Annotated in this window: 12 protein-coding genes and 1 pseudogene; 9 read left to right on the top strand and 4 right to left on the bottom strand. The window is 72.1% G+C overall.

Going from position 1 to position 17,684, the window contains the following annotated elements; all coding sequences use genetic code 11:
- Positions 1 to 9 precede the first annotated feature (9 nt).
- The 3 genes from ACFPZI_RS10135 to ACFPZI_RS10145 all read left to right on the top strand — a co-directional run bounded on the left by ACFPZI_RS10135 (position 10) and on the right by ACFPZI_RS10145 (position 3,843).
- Complete coding sequence (locus ACFPZI_RS10135) at positions 10 to 195, top strand: hypothetical protein (RefSeq protein WP_381361126.1); 186 nt, start codon at positions 10 to 12, stop codon at positions 193 to 195.
- 236 nt (positions 196 to 431) lie between these two features.
- Positions 432 to 3,545 (top strand): helix-turn-helix transcriptional regulator, encoded by a 3,114-nt coding sequence (locus tag ACFPZI_RS10140; RefSeq protein ID WP_381361129.1) that lies wholly within the window; start codon positions 432 to 434, stop codon positions 3,543 to 3,545.
- A 37-nt stretch (positions 3,546 to 3,582) separates the two neighbouring features.
- Complete coding sequence (locus ACFPZI_RS10145; RefSeq protein ID WP_381361131.1) at positions 3,583 to 3,843, top strand: DUF6191 domain-containing protein; 261 nt, start codon at positions 3,583 to 3,585, stop codon at positions 3,841 to 3,843.
- Here ACFPZI_RS10145 and ACFPZI_RS10150 read toward each other — a convergent pair.
- The gene (locus ACFPZI_RS10150; RefSeq protein WP_381361134.1) at positions 3,840 to 5,003 is read right to left on the bottom strand and encodes a PQQ-dependent sugar dehydrogenase; all 1,164 of its coding nucleotides are present in this window, start codon (positions 5,001 to 5,003) and stop codon (positions 3,840 to 3,842) included. The two genes, ACFPZI_RS10145 and ACFPZI_RS10150, sit on opposite strands and share 4 nt — an antisense overlap.
- Positions 5,004 to 5,193: 190 nt before the next feature.
- Entirely contained in the window at positions 5,194 to 6,192 is a 999-nt protein-coding gene (locus ACFPZI_RS10155; RefSeq protein WP_381361137.1) for an aldo/keto reductase, read from the bottom strand.
- Between the two features lie 75 nt (positions 6,193 to 6,267).
- Between ACFPZI_RS10155 and ACFPZI_RS10160 the strand changes: the two genes are divergently transcribed.
- From ACFPZI_RS10160 to serA, 6 genes are all read left to right on the top strand, one after another.
- A complete protein-coding gene (locus ACFPZI_RS10160) occupies positions 6,268 to 7,218 on the top strand; it encodes a 2-hydroxyacid dehydrogenase (RefSeq protein WP_381361140.1) in 951 nt (316 codons plus the stop codon).
- Positions 7,219 to 7,566: 348 nt separating this feature from the next.
- A complete protein-coding gene (locus ACFPZI_RS10165; RefSeq protein ID WP_381361142.1) occupies positions 7,567 to 10,737 on the top strand; it encodes an EAL domain-containing protein in 3,171 nt (1,056 codons plus the stop codon).
- 228 nt (positions 10,738 to 10,965) lie between these two features.
- A complete protein-coding gene (locus ACFPZI_RS10170; protein ID WP_381361145.1) occupies positions 10,966 to 12,858 on the top strand; it encodes an acetolactate synthase large subunit in 1,893 nt (630 codons plus the stop codon).
- Between the two features lie 28 nt (positions 12,859 to 12,886).
- Entirely contained in the window at positions 12,887 to 13,411 is a 525-nt protein-coding gene (ilvN, locus tag ACFPZI_RS10175) for an acetolactate synthase small subunit (RefSeq protein WP_030216544.1), read from the top strand.
- A gap of 118 nt (positions 13,412 to 13,529) precedes the next feature.
- Positions 13,530 to 14,528 (top strand): ketol-acid reductoisomerase, encoded by a 999-nt coding sequence (gene ilvC, locus ACFPZI_RS10180; RefSeq protein WP_381361147.1) that lies wholly within the window; start codon positions 13,530 to 13,532, stop codon positions 14,526 to 14,528.
- A gap of 398 nt (positions 14,529 to 14,926) precedes the next feature.
- On the top strand, positions 14,927 to 16,516 hold the full coding sequence (serA, locus tag ACFPZI_RS10185; protein WP_381361150.1) for a phosphoglycerate dehydrogenase: 1,590 nt from the start codon (positions 14,927 to 14,929) through the stop codon (positions 16,514 to 16,516).
- 393 nt (positions 16,517 to 16,909) lie between these two features.
- Here serA and ACFPZI_RS10190 read toward each other — a convergent pair.
- Positions 16,910 to 17,176 (bottom strand): annotated as a pseudogene (locus tag ACFPZI_RS10190) (MFS transporter); the annotation flags it as partial.
- Positions 17,177 to 17,259: 83 nt separating this feature from the next.
- Positions 17,260 to 17,684, bottom strand: a 425-nt coding sequence (locus tag ACFPZI_RS10195) for a PucR family transcriptional regulator (protein WP_381361152.1), incomplete at its 5' end; no start/stop codon positions are given.

Genomic DNA, 17,684 nt, shown 5'->3' on the forward strand with positions numbered 1-17,684 from the left:
GACCACACCATGTACGAGTACGAGTTCGCCAAGAACCGCTCCGCCGACCTCATCCGCCAGGCCGACGACGAGCGCAGGGCTCGCGAGGCCGTCCGTCTCGCCCGTGCCGCCCGCCGCGAGGCCGAGGCACGCGGCGCCGAGCACGAGAGCCATAGCCGCCGCCCACACCGCCACCGGTTCGCCCGAGCCGTATGAGCCCCGCCGCGGGGACGGGGAGCGCCGGCCGCGGTGACCGCACGGGGAAGAGTGACCTGACGCGCAACGGTGGCCGTACGGGGGTCGGCCGTCGTTCCGTCGGCACGAAACCGGCGCCGGAGCGCCGCACCGAGCCCGGAAGCAGCGGCGTCCAACCGGTTCCGGCCCTGAACGGGCGCCGCCCCGCGGTGCCTTGGGCGGCGAAAACCGGTGCCGCGCCGGCGGACCCGCGTGCGATGCTCGGGACCGTGGAGACCAGGTCCGTCAGTCCCGTGTTCGTCGGCCGTACCGGCGAACTCGACACGTTGAACACCGCGCTCGCCCGCGCCGCCACCGGCGCGGGCGAGCCGCAGGCGTTGCTCGTCGGGGGCGAGGCCGGCGTCGGGAAGACCCGCCTCGTCGAGGAGTTCGCCGCCGCGGCCCGCCGCCGGGGCGCGGTCGTCGCCCTCGGCGGCTGCGTCGAGATCGGCGCCGACGGCCTGCCGTTCGCCCCCTTCTCCACCGCCCTGCGCCAGCTGCGCCGCGAATTCCCCGCCCGGCTCGCCGCCGCGGCCGCCGGGCAGGAGGAGGAACTGGCCCGCCTGCTCCCCGAACTCGGCACCGCCGCCCCCGAGACCCGGCGCGACGAACACGGCATGGCCCGCCTCTTCGCCCTCACCGCCCGCCTGCTGGAACGCGTCGCCGCCGAACACACCGTCGTCCTCGCCCTGGAGGACCTGCACTGGGCCGACGCCTCCACCCGCCACCTGCTCGCCTATCTCTTCCGCACCCTGCGCACCGGCCGCCTCGTCGTCCTCGCCACCTACCGGTCCGACGACATCCACCGCCGCCACCCGCTGCGCCCCCTGCTCGCCGAACTCGACCGGCTCCGCACGGTCCACCGCATCGAACTCGGCCGCTTCAACCGCGAGGAGGCCGGCCGCCAGCTCGCCGGCATCCTCGCCCGGGAACCCGAACCGGACCACGTCGACGAGATCTTCGTACGCTCCGACGGCAACGCCTTCTTCATCGAGGAACTCGCCGCCGCCTCCCCCGAGGGCTGCCGCACCGGACTCACCGACACCCTGCGCGACCTGCTCCTGGTCAGGGTCGAGGGCCTGCCCGAGAGCGCCCAGCAGGTGGTCCGGTGCGTCGCCGAGGGCGGCTCCACCGTCGAGCACCGGCTGCTGGCCGCCGTCGCCCGGCTCGCCGAGGACGACCTCCTCGGCGCACTGCGCTCCACGGTCAACGCCGGCATCCTCACGCCCGCGCCCGACCGGGACGGCTACCGCTTCCGCCACTCCCTGGTCCGTGAGGCCGTCAGCGACGACCTGCTGCCCGGCGAACGCTCCCGCCTCAACCGCCGTTACGCCGAAGCCCTGGAGGCCGACCCCACCCCCGTCCCCGCCGACGAGCGGGTGACCCGCCTGGCCAGCTACTGGTACCACGCCCACGACGCCACCAAGGCTCTGCCCGCCGTCCTCGACGCCTCCGTCGAGGCCCGCAGACGCCACGCCTACTCCGAGCAACTGGGCCTGCTGGAAAGGGCGATGGAACTGTGGGACTCCGTCCCCGACGCCGTACGGACCGCCCTGCACCCGGTCGCCTACACCGAGGCATACCCGCCCCCACCGCCCCAACGACGCGGCACGCCGCCCGGTGCATCCCAAGACGGTGACCCGGAGGCGGCCGAGGCGGTCCCCCTGCACCACCTCGACCTGCTGGCCGAGGCCGCCGTCGCCGGGCGGCTCTGCGGGGAACGCGAACGCGCCATGAAGATCACCAAGCGGGCCCTGCGCGCTCTGGAGGAGGAACCGGACCCGCTGCGCGCCGCCTGGTTCTGGGTCCAGCGCTCCCGGCTCACCCAGTCCCTCGCCCGCGGCGACGGCTGGAGCGAACTCGGCACCGCACAGGACCTGGTGCGCGGCCTGCCCCCGTCCGAGGTGCACGCCGAGGTCCTCGCCTCCGCCGCCAACTGGTCCATGCTGCACGAGCCGGGCCCCGACGCCATGGCCGCCGCCGAACGGGCCGTCGAGTACGCACGCATGGTCGGCGCCCACGACATCGAGCTCAATGCCCGGCTCACGCTCGGCGGCCTCAAGGTCGACGCGGGTGACATCGACGCCGGACTCGCCGAGATGTACGAGGTCAAGGACCGGGCGACCGAACTGGGCGTGGACACGGTGGTGGGCCGCAGCCACATCAACCTGCCGTCCGCCCTCGAAGGCATCGGCCGCTCACAGGAGGCGGCCGCACTCCTGAGGGAAGGCCTGCGGGTCACCCGCGAGCTCGGCCTGCTGGACTCGGAGGGCTGGGTGTGGGGCAACCTCGCCGAGACCCTCCACTCCCTCGGCCGCTGGGACGAGGCGGCCGAGGCCGCCGCCGGCGCCCATCACCTCGAGCAGAGCGCCAAACCACGCGCCGGAGCCTGGGTGTGCCTGGCCGGTCTCGCCCTCGACCGGGGCGAGACGGCCGAGGCCGGCCGTCATCTCCGCGCGGCCCGCGCCTCCTTCGGCACCCACGACTCCATGCCGCAGCACTTCCTGCCGATGGTCCGGGTCGCCGTCGGGACCGCAGCCGAGGGCCGCCTGGCCGAGGCCAGGACCGAACTGCTCACCGCCCTCGGTGCCTTCGCCTCGGGGTTCCCGCCCGGCACCCAGCGCTACGGCTGGCCGCTGCTGCTCGCCGCGGCGACCGCCGAGGCCGACGCGTACGGCGACCCGGCCACCGAACCGGACCGCCCGAGGATCCTCGGACACCTCCGCGCGGCGGCCCGGACCCTGACCACCGGCGTCCCGCTGTGGCGGGCGTACGAGGTGTGGCTGCGCGCCGAACTGTCGCGCGCCGAGGGCCGGCCGGAACCGGAGGAGTGGGCCGCGGCCGTCGCCGCTCTGGAACAGCTGGAGCGGCCCTACGACCTCGCCCGGGTCCGCCTCCGGCTCGCCGAGGCGCTGCTCGCCTCAGGAACGGGCGAGGACGAGCGTGCCCGCGCCACGGAACTGCTCCGGCTGTCCAGAGCCGTCGCCGGGCGTCTCGGGGCAGCCCCACTGGCCCGGTCGGCCACCCTGCTGGCCCAGCGCGCCCGCCTCGCCCTGGACCCCGGCCCGGGGAAGCGCGCCCCGGCCTCCGCCGATCCGGCCGAAGCCCTCGGCCTCACCGGCAGGGAACGCGACGTGCTGCGCCTGGTGGCCGCCGGCCATACCAACCGCCGTATCGCCGAGGAACTGTTCATCTCGCCGAAGACGGCCAGCGTCCACGTGTCCAACATCCTCGGCAAGCTCGGAGTCTCCGGGCGCGGCGAGGCGGCGGCGGTCGCCCACCGGCTGGGGCTGTTCGCGGCCCCGGCCGGGAACCGGTCCGCGGCGGGATAATGGGCGGCACGCCCACGCGACCCTGGAAGGGGGAGCGATGTTCAACGCCTTCGAGGAGCTGTTCGCTCCCGGCCGCAAGCACACCCGGGACGAGCAGAACCGCCTCGAACTGACCCGGGAGGACGTCGGTGACGCCGATCCCGGACACGGACCGATAGACCTCGCGTCCGGAAAGGTCGTCGTACGCCCGTCACCGGAACCCGACGAGCCCGACCCGGCCCTCGCCCCCGACGCCCCCGCCGGGAACACCGGGGTCACCGGGGACGTCGGAACCACCGGGAAGCCTGACCGGTCCTAGCTCACCCGGACCTCCAGGATGCGGTCGTCCTCGCCGCTCGGGTCGCCGCGGCCGTCCGTGTTGCTGGTGACCAGCCACAGCTTGTCGCCGCCCGCCGCCGCCACCGTGCGCAGCCGCCTGTACTCGCCCTTCAGGAAGGCCTGCGGGTCCGCCGAGACCTCCGTGCCCTTGAGCGGGATCCGCCACAGGCGCTCGCCGAGCAGGCCCGCCATCCAGATCGACCCCTCCGCGTACGCGATGCCGCTGGGGGAGGCCTCGTCCGTGCCCCACTGGGCGATCGGATCACGGAAGCGGTCGTCGTCGGACGTGCCTTCCGCCTCGGGCCAGCCGTAGTTGGCACCGGGCTTGATCGCGTTGAGCTCGTCCCACGTGTCCTGGCCGAACTCCGAGGCGAACAGCCGCTGCTTGGAGTCCCAGGCCAGGCCCTGCACATTGCGGTGACCCAGTGAGTACACCGCGGAGTCGGGGAATGGGTTGCCCGGCGCCGGCTCGCCCTCCGGGGTCAGCCGCAGGATCTTGCCGCCCAGCGACTTCTTGTCCTGGGAGAGGCCGGTGTCGCCGCTCTCGCCTGTCCCCACGTACAGCATCCGGTCCGGGCCGAACGCGATCCGGCCGCCGTTGTGGACCACTCCCTTGGGGATGCCCCGGAACACCGTGTCCGGTGCGCCCAACCGCTCACCCTCGGGCTTCTTCTCGTCGTGGATCATGCGGACGATGCGATTGTCCGAGGCCGAGGTGAAGTAGGCGTAGATCATGCGGTCCGAGGCGTACTCGGGGGAGAGCGCGATGCCGAGCAGGCCGCCCTCGCCGGACGGCGACACCCCCGGCACCTCGCCCAGCTCGGACGTCTCGCCCGTGTCGGCGTCGACCCGGCTGATCGTGGCCTCGTCCCGTGACGACACCAGCAGATCGCCGTCGGCCAGGGGCGCGAGCCCCCACGGGGAGCGCAGGTCCGTACCGACCGTACGGAGCACCTTCACCGACCCCTTCGCGGGTGGCGTCTCCTCGGCGCCGCTCCCCGGGGACGAGGACCGCCCGGCCGAACTGCCCGGAGAGGAGCCGGCGTCTTTCTCCGGCGATCCTCCGTCGTCGGAGGAACAGCCGGCCGTCAGCAGGAGCGCGGCGGTGGCCAGTACGGCCGTAACGGCTCGGTGGTGCACGATGTCGTCCCTTCGACGCGGCGGGTTCTCCCTGTCATACACCGCCCGCGCCCCACAGGTTCCCGATCACGTGAGTCCGAACCGCCGAACACCGTCCGACCTCGGCCCGGTCCTACGGTCTCGGCCCGGTCCCACGGTCTCGGTCCGGCGGCCCGTGGTGCCCGGCCCCCCTCCCGCGGTCTTCCGTCTCTCAGTCCCACGACCCCTGGGCCGCGGGCAGTTCCGCGATCTCCGCCAGGTCGGCCTCCGCCAGGCGCAGGTCCGCCGCCCCCGCGTTCTCGGCGACCCACCGCTCCTGCTTGGCGCCCGGCACCGGGATCACTTGCCCGCCCTGCGCCAGCACCCAGGCCAGGGCCACCTGCGCCGGGGTGACGTCCTCGCCGTGCCGGCGGGCGACACGGCGCAGACCGGCCACGATCGGCTGGTTCGCCGCCATCATCTCGGCGGTGAAACGGGGGTGCCGGGCCCGCAGATCGTCCGCCTCGAAACCCTCACCCGGCGTCAGCGTGCCGGTCAGGAAGCCGTTGCCCAGCGGCATCGCGGCCAGGAAACCCACACCGCGCGCAGCGCACCACGGCAGCAGCGCCTCCCGCGCCTGGGGCGACCACACCGACAGCTCCGCCTCCACCGCACTCACCGGGAAGACCTGCTGCACCCGCTCCAGTTGCCGGACCGTCGCGTCGTGCAGCCGCGCCCCGGGCCGCCGCGCGGATCGCGCACCGACCGCGCAGAGCCCCAACGCCCGCACCTTTCCGGCCCGTACGAGCTCCGCCATCGCGCCCCAGGTCTCCTCGACGGGGATCTCCGGGTCCGCGCGGTGCAACTGGTACAGGTCGATGACGTCGGTCTGCAGCCGGCGCAGTGAGGCATCGCAGGCCCTTCTCACGTACCCAGGGCGGCCGTTGGCCACGATGTGCTGATCGCCCACCAGCAGACCGACCTTCGTCGACACGAAGGCGTCGCCGCGCCGCTCCTTCAACACCCGCCCCAGCAAAAGCTCGTTGGTGAACGGGCCGTACATGTCGGCCGTGTCCAGCAGCGTCGACCCCAGGTCGAGTGCCCGGTGCACCGCCCTGAGCGAATCCTCGCCGCGCTGCCGCGAGGTGCTGTAGGCCCAGCTCATCGGCATGCACCCGAGTCCGACGGCCCCCACCGCGAGCGCCGCCGCGCCGATCGTCCTGCGCTCCACCTGGTCGTGACCCTCCCTCTCCCGGACCCCAACCTAACCTCTGGCGTCGCGGGCCCCTGACATAGCCTCCGGACCATGAATGCTGACGTATGGCTTCCCATCCCGCCGGACGAGATCGAGGGTCTTGTGAAGGGGCCGCGGTACCACTTCTGGGACGGCGCGGAGGAGTACCCGGCCGACCCGGCCGACTGCGTGTTCTACGTCGTGCCGTACATGAAGGCCGGCGGCGTCGGGGTGCGCCCGCTGCCGCTGATGAGCTCGGTCGAGGTCGTGCAGACCCTGTCCGCCGGCGTCGACCATGTACAGCCCGGCCTGCGCCACTTGGGCCCCGGCGTGCGACTCTGCAACGCGCGCGGCGTGCACGAGGCGAGCACGGCGGAGCTGACGCTCGCTCTCGTCCTGGCCTCGCTGCGCGGCCTGCCCGACTTCGTGCGGGCGCAGGACAAGGGGGAGTGGCTCGGCGGATTCAGGCCCGCGCTCGCCGACCGGAACGTGCTCATCGTGGGGTACGGGGCGATCGGCGCGGCCATCGAGGACCGGCTCGTTCCGTTCGAGCTCGCGCGGGTGGCGCGCGTCGCGCGCTCCGCACGCACCACGGCGCGCGGCCCGGTGCACCCGTTCACCGAACTGCCCGCGCTGCTGCCGGAGGCGGATGTCGTCATCCTCTCCACCCCGCTCACCGAGGCCACCCACCACCTCGTGGACGCCGGCTTCCTGGCCCGGATGAAGGACGGCGCGCTGCTCGTCAACGTGGCCCGGGGGCCCGTCGTCGATACCTCGGCCCTGCTCACCGAGGTGGAGAGCGGTCGTATCACCGCGGCCCTCGACGTGACCGATCCCGAACCGCTCCCCTCGGATCATCCCCTGTGGCGGGCCCCGGGCGTTCTCGTCAGCCCGCACGCCGGCGGACCCACCTCCGCGTTCCGGCCACGTGCCGAGCGACTGCTGGTGGACCAGTTGAACCGATTCGTGAACCGGGAAGAGCTCCGGAACGTGATCCTGGTGACGGAGGCGGTAAGCATGTAGTCCGTTTCGAGTACCGTCCGCGTTTTCCCGGATGCGATGGGTACTCATATATCAGGTGATTGTCACGGAGAGTAGAGAGACTATGTCCCTGAGTGACGGGACTGGTGTATCGTCCCGACAGGGGCCGCGCCGCTGACCGGTCGGCGCGGGGGATTGACATTGCAGACTGTGAGGGGGGCGACGGGCGATGCACGGTCTATGGACGAGCGATCCGACGCGATTGAGCCGCCGTCGGCGACCCTGGCACACGGCCGCGCGCAGCCGGGGTCACCACAGCGGTCACCACACCCGCGGGAGGCCGGCCCACCTGACCCACCTGGCCGGATCGGCGCGTACCGGGAGGGACCGGTGAGCGCGCCGGCCCCCACGGCCACGCTCGAGGGAGCGGTGCGGGCACACCCCGCCCCGGAAGCGCTGCTGCCCCGCCCGTCGGCCGTGGAGCGCCGACCGGGGCTGGTGCCGCAGCTCGTCCTCGCCGTCGTCTGCGCGGCCTACGCGATCGGCGCCGCCTTCGGCTGGGGATCGGACCACCTCGCGCTGATCATGGGTGACTTCGGCCTGAGCGCCGCGGCGGCCGCGGCCGCCGTGTCCTGCTTCCTGTACGCGCGCGGCCGTCGCATCCGTTTCCGGCCCGCCTGGCTGCTGTTCGGCATCTCCTCCACCATGGCGTCCCTGGGCAATCTGGTCTGGGGGTGGTACGAGGTCGTCCTCGGGTTCCCCGTGCCCAGCCCCAGCTACGCCGACCTGTTCTTCCTGTGCTTCGCGCCGCCCGCCATCGTGGGACTGCTGGTGCTCGCCAAACGGCCCGTGACCAAGGCCGGCTGGGTCTGCCTGGGCCTGGACGCCTGGCTGATCGGCGGCTCCCTGCTCACGCTCGCCTGGAGCCTCGCGCTCGCCCAGACCGCGCAGGCCGAGAGCGAGGACGTGGCGCACACCGCGCTGTCCCTGGCGTATCCGCTGCTCGACATCGCCCTGGTCAGCATGGTGCTCGCCCTGCACTTCCGGCGGTCGGCGGTCACCCGCTCAGCGGTCAACACCGCGATCGGCGCGCTCGCGCTCACCGTGATGTGCGACGCCCTGTTCACCTCCCCGCTGCTGCACGACACCTACCGATCGGGACAACTGCTCGACGCGGGCTGGTTCGCCGGCTCACTGCTCCTGGCGTACGCGCCCTGGACCCGGCCCCGGGGTGGCCGGCCCGGGGACGAGGGGCACACGCGCGTGGTGCGCGAGCACCTGCCCGGACAGTGCGGCGAACCGGACCCCTCGACGAACGGCCACCCGGCCCACCACGCGAACCCTCACACGAACCCCCGTCCGGGCCGCACCTCGACCCACCATCCGCTCCACCCCCCGGCCCGCCCCCCGTACCTCCACCACCCGAACCTCCGGCATCCGGCCGCGCCCGGCCCCGAGCGCGGCCGGTATCCGGTCTCCCGGCCCATCGCCGGCTCCCTCGGCGCGCTCGCGCCGTACCTCGCCGCGGCGGTGTGCACCCTGGGAATCCTCTACACCGTCCTCAACGGCCGCAGCGTCGACCGCGTGGTCCTGCTCACCGGCGGCACCGTGGTGCTCACGCTCGTCGTGCGCCAGGGCATCATGCTGCTCGACAACATCACCCTCACCCAGGAACTGGCCCACAAGGAGAACCACTTCCGCTCCCTGGTGCAGGGCTCGAGCGATGTCATCATGATCGCCGCGCCGAGCGGCATCCTCCGCTACGTCTCCCCGGCCGCCGCCGGGGTGTACGGCCGCCCCGCGGAGGACCTGGTGGGGACGGAACTGGCGCAACTCATCCACCCCGAGGACCTGGGCTGCGTCGTGCACGAGGTGCGCCGGTTCCTCGCCGCCAACCCGGCCGAGGAGCCCACCACGCGCATCGAGTGCCGGTTCCGCTCCGGCGGTGGGGGCACCTCCCGCTCGAGCGAAGCCGAGAGCGGGGGAGGCTGGCTGAACGTGGAATCGACCGTCAACCGGCACCACGGCGGCCTCATCTTCAACAGCCGGGACGTCACCGAGCGCGTGCGGCTCCAGGCGCAGCTCCAGCACAACGCCGAGCACGACCCGCTCACCGACCTGCCCAACCGCGCCCTGTTCACCCGGCGCGTCCAGCAGGCCCTGTCCGGCCGCCGGGCCTCCGACCGGGGCGCCGCCCTCAGGGGCACGGCCGTGCTCTTCATCGACCTCGACGGCTTCAAGGCCGTCAACGACACCATCGGCCACCAGGCCGGCGACGAACTGCTGATCCACGCCGCCCGCAGACTGCGGGACGCGGTCCGCAAGGGCGACACCGCCTCCCGGCTGGGCGGCGACGAGTTCGCCGCCCTGATCGTGGGCGACGGCGCCCGTGACCGGGAGGCCCGCGAGCGGCACATCCTGGAGCTCGCCGACCGCCTCAGGGTGACCCTCTCCCAGCCCTACCTCATCGACGGCAACGATGTCCGGGTCAACGCTTCTATCGGTGTCGCCTTCGCCGAACCGGCCCTCGGCGCGGGCGAGTTGCTGCGCAACGCGGACCTCGCCATGTACCGGGCCAAGGCCGGCGGCAAGGGCAGGGTGGAGCTGTACCGGCCGCAGATGCAGCAGGATGTCGCCCGCAGGGCGGAGCTGGCCACCCGGCTGCGTGCCGCACTGCACGACGGCGAGTTCGCGCTGCTGCACCAGCCGGTGGTGTCCCTCCAGGACGGCAGGATCACCTCGGTCTGCGCCCAGGCGCGCTGGCGTTCCTCGCAGGGCGTGCTCTTCACCCCCGCGGAGTTCCTGCGTGTCGCCGAGGACAGCGAGAAGACGGCTGAGCTGGGCCGCTGGCTCCTTGAGGAGGCCGTCGAACAGGCCGCCGAACGGCAGGCGACGGGGGTGTCCGTGCCCGTGGCGGTCCGGATCGGCGCGCGCCGGCTGCTGGACCGGTCGCTGCCGCTCGGCTCGATCGAGGCACTGCTCACCCGGTACGGACTGCCCTCCGGCTCGCTGGTCGTCGAGGTGGCCGAGACCGACTCGCGGGTCTGCCTGGACGAGCTGGAGCGCCGGCTGACCGCGCTCAAGCGGGTCGGCGTCCGGATCGCGCTGGACGGCTTCGGCAGCGGCTACGCGGCGATCACCGCCCTTCGGCGGCTCCCCGCCGACGTACTGAAACTCGACCGCAGCCTGGTGGAGGGCGTGGTCGAGTCCGCTCGGCTGTACAAGATCACCAGTGGGCTGCTGCGGATCGCCGGCGACCTGGGCATGCAGTCCGTGGCCGACGGGGTGGACCTGCCCGAGCAGGTCGTCGCCCTGCGCGCGATGGGGTGCACGCACGGGCAGGGCATGGCCTTCTCCGGGCCGCTGGACGAGTACCGGCTGCGCAGGGCGCTCGGCACCGGCCGCTGTCCGGTGCCGCACGGACCGGTCGAACCCGTGTACGCGGGCGCCGGTTCAGGTGGTTCCGGCGGTGCCGGTGGGTACGCGCCGGGGGTGGCCTCGATGCTTCGAAGCGGCGCGGTCCTGCGCTCACATGATGAGACTCCCGTCCCACCCACTTGACAGTCGGTGCGCGCCGGGGAGAGGGTCAATGCCATGCGCACTCGAATTCTCGTACTTGGACAGCGCGTCGGCTGACGTTGAGCATGGTCCGCTCAGCGCCCCCGCCCGACGCGCTCCCCTCGCTTGCCTCATGGCACGAGGGGTTTTTTGTTGCACCAACACCTGTCGCACCGTCCACGCACACCGCGCGAACCTCGCAAAAACCCTCAGCATCGAGAAGAGAAGCCGATGACCGAGCAGGCCACCGGGGCCCACCCGCAGCCGCGGCCCCGATCCGGAGGACAGCAGTCCGCCCCCGAGAGCGTCACGGGCGCGCAGTCCCTCATCCGCTCTCTCGAGGAGGTCGGCGCCGACACGGTATTCGGCATTCCCGGCGGTGCGATCCTTCCCGCCTACGACCCGCTGATGGACTCCACCCGGGTGCGCCACGTCCTGGTGCGGCACGAGCAGGGTGCGGGCCACGCGGCCACCGGATACGCGCAGGCCACCGGCAAGGTCGGCGTCTGCATGGCGACCTCGGGCCCCGGCGCCACCAACCTGGTCACCCCGATCGCCGACGCGCACATGGACTCCGTGCCGCTGGTCGCGATCACCGGGCAGGTCGCCTCCAAGGCGATCGGCACGGACGCCTTCCAGGAAGCGGACATCGTCGGCATCACCATGCCGATCACCAAGCACAACTTCCTGGTCACCAAGGCCGAGGACATCCCGCGGGTGATCGCGCAGGCCTTCCACATCGCCGCCACCGGCCGCCCCGGCCCGGTGCTCGTGGACATCGCCAAGGACGCCCTCCAGGCGAGGACCACCTTCTCCTGGCCGCCCACCATGGACCTGCCCGGCTACCGGCCCGTCACCAAGCCGCACGCCAAGCAGATCCGCGAGGCCGCCAAGCTCATCACCTCCGCGAAGCGGCCGGTCCTCTACGTCGGCGGCGGGGTCCTCAAGGCCGGCGCCACCGCCGAACTGAAGGTCCTCGCGGAACTCACCGGAGCGCCCGTCACCACCACCCTGATGGCGCTCGGCGCATTCCCCGACAGCCACCCGCTGCACGTGGGAATGCCGGGCATGCACGGTGCGGTCACCGCCGTCACCGCGCTGCAGAAGGCCGACCTGATCGTCGCCCTCGGAGCCCGCTTCGACGACCGTGTCACCGGCAAGCTGGACAGCTTCGCCCCCTACGCGAAGATCGTCCACGCCGACATCGACCCGGCCGAGATCGGCAAGAACCGGGCCGCCGACGTGCCGATCGTCGGCGACGCCCGCGAGGTCCTCGCCGACCTCGTCCTGGCCGTCCAGAAGGAGCACAGCGAGGGCCACCAGGGCGACTACACCGCCTGGTGGAAGGACCTGAGCCGCTGGCGCGACACCTACCCCCTGGGCTACGACCAGCCCGAGGACGGTTCGCTCTCCCCGCAGCAGGTCATCGAGCGCATCGGACAGCTGGCGCCCGAGGACACGATCTTCGCCGCCGGCGTCGGTCAGCACCAGATGTGGGCCGCGCACTTCGTCCAGTACGAGAAGCCCGCCACCTGGCTGAACTCCGGCGGCGCCGGAACCATGGGCTACGCCGTCCCGGCGGCCATGGGCGCCAAGGCAGGACAGCCCGGCCGGACCGTCTGGGCGATCGACGGCGACGGCTGCTTCCAGATGACCAACCAGGAACTCACCACCTGCGCCCTGAACAACATCCCGATCAAGGTCGCCATCATCAACAACGGCGCCCTCGGGATGGTCCGCCAGTGGCAGACCCTGTTCTACAACCAGCGGTACTCCAACACCGTGCTGGGCTCCGGCCCCGTCGAGCCGAACGGCGCCCCCACCGACCTGAACGGCGGCTCCGCCGTGGGACCGGGCACGCAGAAGAGCGCCGGCACCCGCGTCCCCGACTTCGTCAAGCTGGCGGAGGCCATGGGCTGCTACGCGATCCGCTGCGAGGACCCGGCGGACCTCGACAAGGTCATCGAGGAGGCGAACTCCATCAACGACCGCCCGGTCGTCGTGGACTTCGTCGTCCACCAGGACGCCATGGTGTGGCCGATGGTCGCCGCCGGCACCTCCAACGACGAGATCATGGCCGCCCGCGACGTCCGCCCCGACTTCGGCGACAACGAAGACGACTGAGCCAGGAAGAGCGAAGAGGAAACACGACATGTCCAAGCACACGCTCTCCGTCCTGGTGGAGAACACCCCCGGCATCCTGGCCCGGATCGCCGCGCTGTTCTCCCGCCGTGGCTTCAACATCGACTCGCTCGCCGTCGGCGTCACCGAGCACCCCGACATCTCCCGCATCACCATCGTGGTGAGCGTCGAGGAGTTCCCGCTGGAGCAGGTGACCAAGCAGCTCAACAAGCTCGTCAACGTGCTGAAGATCGTCGAGCTCGAACCCGGGCAGGCCGTTCAGCGCGAACTCGTTCTGGTGAAGGTGCGCGCCGACAACGAGACGCGTTCCCAGATCGTCGAGATCGTCCAGCTGTTCCGCGCCAAGACCGTGGACGTCTCCCCGGAGGCCGTGACCATCGAGGCCACCGGCAGCAGCGACAAGCTGTCCGCCATGCTGAAGATGCTGGAACCGTTCGGCATCAAGGAACTGGTCCAGTCCGGCACGATTGCGATCGGACGTGGTGCCCGTTCGATCACCGACCGATCGCTGCGCGCGCTCGACCGGTCGGCGTAAGACAGGAAGCGGGCGGCCGCGACACACCGGCCGCCCGTATTCCGAGACTCCGAAACTTCCCCTCCCCTCACCGTCATACGGTGGGACGCAACACCTGCACACAAGGAGAGAACCCAAAGTGGCCGAGCTGTTCTACGACGCCGACGCCGACCTGTCCATCATCCAGGGCCGCAAGGTCGCGGTCATCGGTTACGGCAGCCAGGGCCACGCCCACGCCCTGTCGCTGCGCGACTCCGGCGTCGATGTGCGCGTCGGTCTGCACGAGGGATCGAAGTCCAAGGCCAAGGCCGAGGAGCAGGGCCTGCGCGTGGTGAGCCCGTCCGAGGCCACCGCCGAGGCCGACGTCATCATGATCCTGGTCCCGGACCCGATCCAGGCCCAGGTCTACGAGGAGCACATCGCCCCGAACCTGAAGGACGGCGACGCCCTGTTCTTCGGCCACGGCTTCAACATCCGCTTCGGCTTCATCAAGCCCCCGGCCGGCGTGGACGTCTGCATGGTCGCGCCGAAGGGCCCCGGCCACCTGGTGCGCCGCCAGTACGAGGAGGGCCGCGGCGTTCCCTGCATCGTGGCCGTCGAGCAGGACGCGAGCGGCAGCGCCTTCTCGCTCGCCCTGTCGTACTCCAAGGGCATCGGCGGCACCCGCGCGGGCGTCATCAAGACGACCTTCACCGAGGAGACCGAGACCGACCTGTTCGGTGAGCAGGCCGTCCTCTGCGGTGGCACCGCGGCGCTGGTCAAGGCGGGCTTCGAGACGCTGACCGAGGCGGGCTACCAGCCGGAGATCGCCTACTTCGAGTGCCTGCACGAGCTGAAGCTGATCGTCGACCTCATGTACGAGGGCGGCCTGGAGAAGATGCGCTGGTCGATCTCCGAGACCGCCGAGTGGGGCGACTACGTCACCGGCCCGCGGATCATCACCGACGCCACCAAGGCCGAGATGAAGAAGGTCCTCGCCGAGATCCAGGACGGCACCTTCGCCCAGCAGTGGATGGACGAGTACCACGGCGGCCTGAAGAAGTACAACGAGTACAAGAAGCAGGACAGCGAGCACCTGCTGGAGACCACCGGCAAGGAGCTGCGCAAGCTCATGAGCTGGGTCGACGAAGAGGCGTGAGCCGGGCGCTCCGGGACGGTGCCGTGCGCTGAGGCCGGCACCGTCGCGGAGTCCGTCGGAAGGGCCCGTCGGACAGGACCTGGGGCCCGCACCCGACCTCGCTCCACCGCTGCTCCACCATCGCCACAGGGGCTGGATCCTTCGTTGGCCGGCCGGTCCGGCCACTTCCGGATGATCCTTCCGCAGTGACGCAGGACGACACCCCGGCGCCACTAGACTGCTGCACCATACGCGTCAGGCCCACAGCGTCGTGCGTCTTCCACGCGACCAAGTGACACCGAGGAATTGCAGGCATACCCCGGCGCCGCTCCCCTCCACCGCATGCGGCCGTCGGGACGGCCGTCCTCCCCGTAGCGCTTCGCGCACGGGAGGTGCCCCCAGGACATGTGAGGACTCACGTGAGCTCGAAACCTGTCGTACTCATCGCCGAAGAGCTGTCGCCCGCGACCGTGGACGCGCTCGGCCCGGACTTCGAGATCCGCCACTGCAACGGCGCGGACCGGGCGGAACTGCTGCCCGCCCTCGCCGACGTGGACGCGATCCTGGTCCGCTCGGCCACCAAGGTCGACGCCGAGGCCATCGCCGTCGCGAAGAAGCTCAAGGTCGTCGCACGGGCCGGGGTCGGCCTGGACAACGTCGACGTCTCCGCCGCCACCAAGGCCGGCGTGATGGTGGTCAACGCGCCCACCTCGAACATCGTGACCGCCGCGGAACTCGCGTGCGGGCTGATCATCGCCACCGCGCGCAACATTCCGCAGGCCAACGCCGCGCTGAAGAACCACGAGTGGAAGCGCAGCAAGTACACGGGCGTCGAACTCGCCGAGAAGACCCTCGGAGTCGTGGGTCTGGGGCGGATCGGTGCCCTCGTCGCGCAGCGCATGTCCGCCTTCGGCATGAAGGTCGTCTCCTACGACCCCTACGTGCAGCCCGCGCGGGCGGCGCAGATGGGCGTCAAGGTGCTGTCGCTGGACGAGCTGCTCGAGGTCTCCGACTTCATCACCGTCCATCTGCCCAAGACCCCCGAGACGCTCGGCCTGATCGGCGACGAGGCGCTGCGCAAGGTCAAGCCGAGCGTGCGCGTCATCAACGCCGCGCGCGGCGGCATCGTCGACGAGCAGGCGCTGTACGCGGCGCTCAAGGAGGGCCGCGTCGCCGGCGCCGGCCTGGACGTGTACGCGAAGGAGCCCTGCACGGACTCCCCGCTCTTCGAGTTCGACCAGGTCGTCTGCACCCCGCACCTCGGCGCGTCCACCGACGAGGCCCAGGAGAAGGCCGGCATCGCCGTCGCCCGCTCGGTGCGCCTCGCGCTCGCCGGCGAGCTGGTCCCGGACGCGGTGAACGTGCAGGGCGGGGTCATCGCCGAGGACGTCAAGCCGGGCCTGCCGCTCGCCGAGCGCCTCGGCCGGATCTTCACCGCGCTGGCCGGCGAGGTGGCGGTCCGCCTCGATGTCGAGGTGTACGGCGAGATCACCCAGCACGACGTGAAGGTGCTGGAGCTCTCCGCGCTCAAGGGCGTCTTCGAGGACGTCGTCGACGAGACGGTGTCCTACGTGAACGCGCCGCTGTTCGCGCAGGAGCGGGGTGTCGAGGTCCGGCTGACCACCAGCTCCGAGTCCGCCGACCACCGCAACGTCGTCACGGTGCGCGGCACCCTGGCCGACGGCGAGGAGATCGCGGTCTCCGGCACGCTGGCCGGTCACAAGAACGTCCAGAAGATCGTCGCGGTCGGCGACTACGACGTGGACCTCGCGCTCGCGGACCACATGGCCGTACTGCGCTACGAGGACCGTCCGGGTGTCGTCGGCACCGTGGGCCGGGTCTTCGGCGAGGCGGGTATCAACATCGCCGGCATGCAGGTCGCGCGCGCCGCGGCCGGCGGCGAGGCCCTCGCCGTCCTGACGGTCGACGACACGGTTCCCCCCTCGGTGCTGGCCGAGGTCGCGGCGGAGATCGGCGCCACGTCGGCCCGCTCGGTGGAACTGGTCTGACACATCCGGCCCAGCTGTTCGAAGGCGCCGGGGGACCGAGACCGTTCGGTCCCCCGGCGCCTTTTCACGCGGGCGCCGGCAAAGACGGCCTGCCGTCCCTCGGGGCGGTCCTCGTCAGGCCCGCGCCGCCTTCCGCTCCCGCGCCGCCTTCCGCTCCCGCGCCGCCTTCCGCTCCCGCGCCGCCTTCCGCTCCCGCGCCGCCTTCCGCTCCCGCACCTGTTTCTGCCGCAGCGTCACCGGCGCCAGTACCGCGGCGCCCGCCGGCACCATCGCCCCGGCGAACGCCGTCGCGTGCATTCCGCTGGTGAACGCCTTCCGGGCCGCCGTCGCCAGGGCGTTGCCCACCCGCTCCGGAAGCCGCTCCGCGACGGCCGGTGGTTGACGCCCTCGCAGACCAGGAGAGCCCGAACATGATGACCGGGTGGAGGCCGGGGCCGGGCCGAAGCCGTATCCCCGGAACAGGGCCGGCGGGATCATCGGCGAGGCGACGGTCCGCCCGCGGTGGACGAACAGGGCCGCGAAGAGCAGGCCCACGGTGACCGACACGCCGTACTGGACGTTCCAGCCCCGGGACGCGTTTTTCAGGCCGTAGACGGCCGGGAGCACCGCGGCCATCGACAGCGGGGTGCCGGGCCGGTCGATGGTCGTTCGGCCGGCAGAACGCACTCGCCGCCGACCGGCTCACCGCAAGGTTCCGCCGGGTGATCGAGGCCGTCGGCCGGCGCTGACGGTCCTTTGGCCGATCACAGCCGGTGCGCCTTCAGGGTCATGTGCAGCAGCAGCCGGTCCTCGCCGTCGTCCAGGTCCAGGCCCGTGATCCGTTCGATGCGGGACAGGCGGTAGTACAGGGTCTGGCGGTGGATGCCCAGCTCGGCGGCCGTGCGGCCGGCCTGGCCCGCGTGGTCGAGGTAGGTCTCGGCGGTACGGGCGAGTTCCCGGTGCACGGGGAGGAGCAGCGGGCCGACGGCGGGGTCGGGGGCGGCCCGCCGGGGCAGCGCGGTCAGGAGTCGGTAGGGGCCGATCGACGACCAGCGGGCGACCGGGCCCAGGCGGGGCTCGGCCAGGGCCGCGCGGGCCGCAGCCGACGCCTCGCCCCAGGCGGTGCCCAGTCCGGCGAGACCGAAGCGGGGCGTGGCGATCCCGGCGGCGGCCGGGGGAGTCGTGGTGG

Origin of the sequence: Streptomyces chlorus, assembly GCF_042655885.1 — a bacterium.
GTDB lineage: Bacteria > Actinomycetota > Actinomycetes > Streptomycetales > Streptomycetaceae > Streptomyces > Streptomyces chlorus.

What these genes read in the sequence shown, in the direction of transcription:
- ACFPZI_RS10140 (WP_381361129.1), top strand. Translation starts at nt 432, where the DNA reads ATGCTCGGGACCGTGGAGACCAGGTCCGTCAGTCCCGTGTTCGTCGGC.
- ACFPZI_RS10145 (WP_381361131.1), top strand. Translation starts at nt 3,583, where the DNA reads ATGTTCAACGCCTTCGAGGAGCTGTTCGCTCCCGGCCGCAAGCACACC.
- ACFPZI_RS10135 (WP_381361126.1), top strand. Translation starts at nt 10, where the DNA reads ATGTACGAGTACGAGTTCGCCAAGAACCGCTCCGCCGACCTCATCCGC.
- ilvN (WP_030216544.1), top strand. Translation starts at nt 12,887, where the DNA reads ATGTCCAAGCACACGCTCTCCGTCCTGGTGGAGAACACCCCCGGCATC.
- ACFPZI_RS10170 (WP_381361145.1), top strand. Translation starts at nt 10,966, where the DNA reads ATGACCGAGCAGGCCACCGGGGCCCACCCGCAGCCGCGGCCCCGATCC.
- ACFPZI_RS10160 (WP_381361140.1), top strand. Translation starts at nt 6,268, where the DNA reads ATGAATGCTGACGTATGGCTTCCCATCCCGCCGGACGAGATCGAGGGT.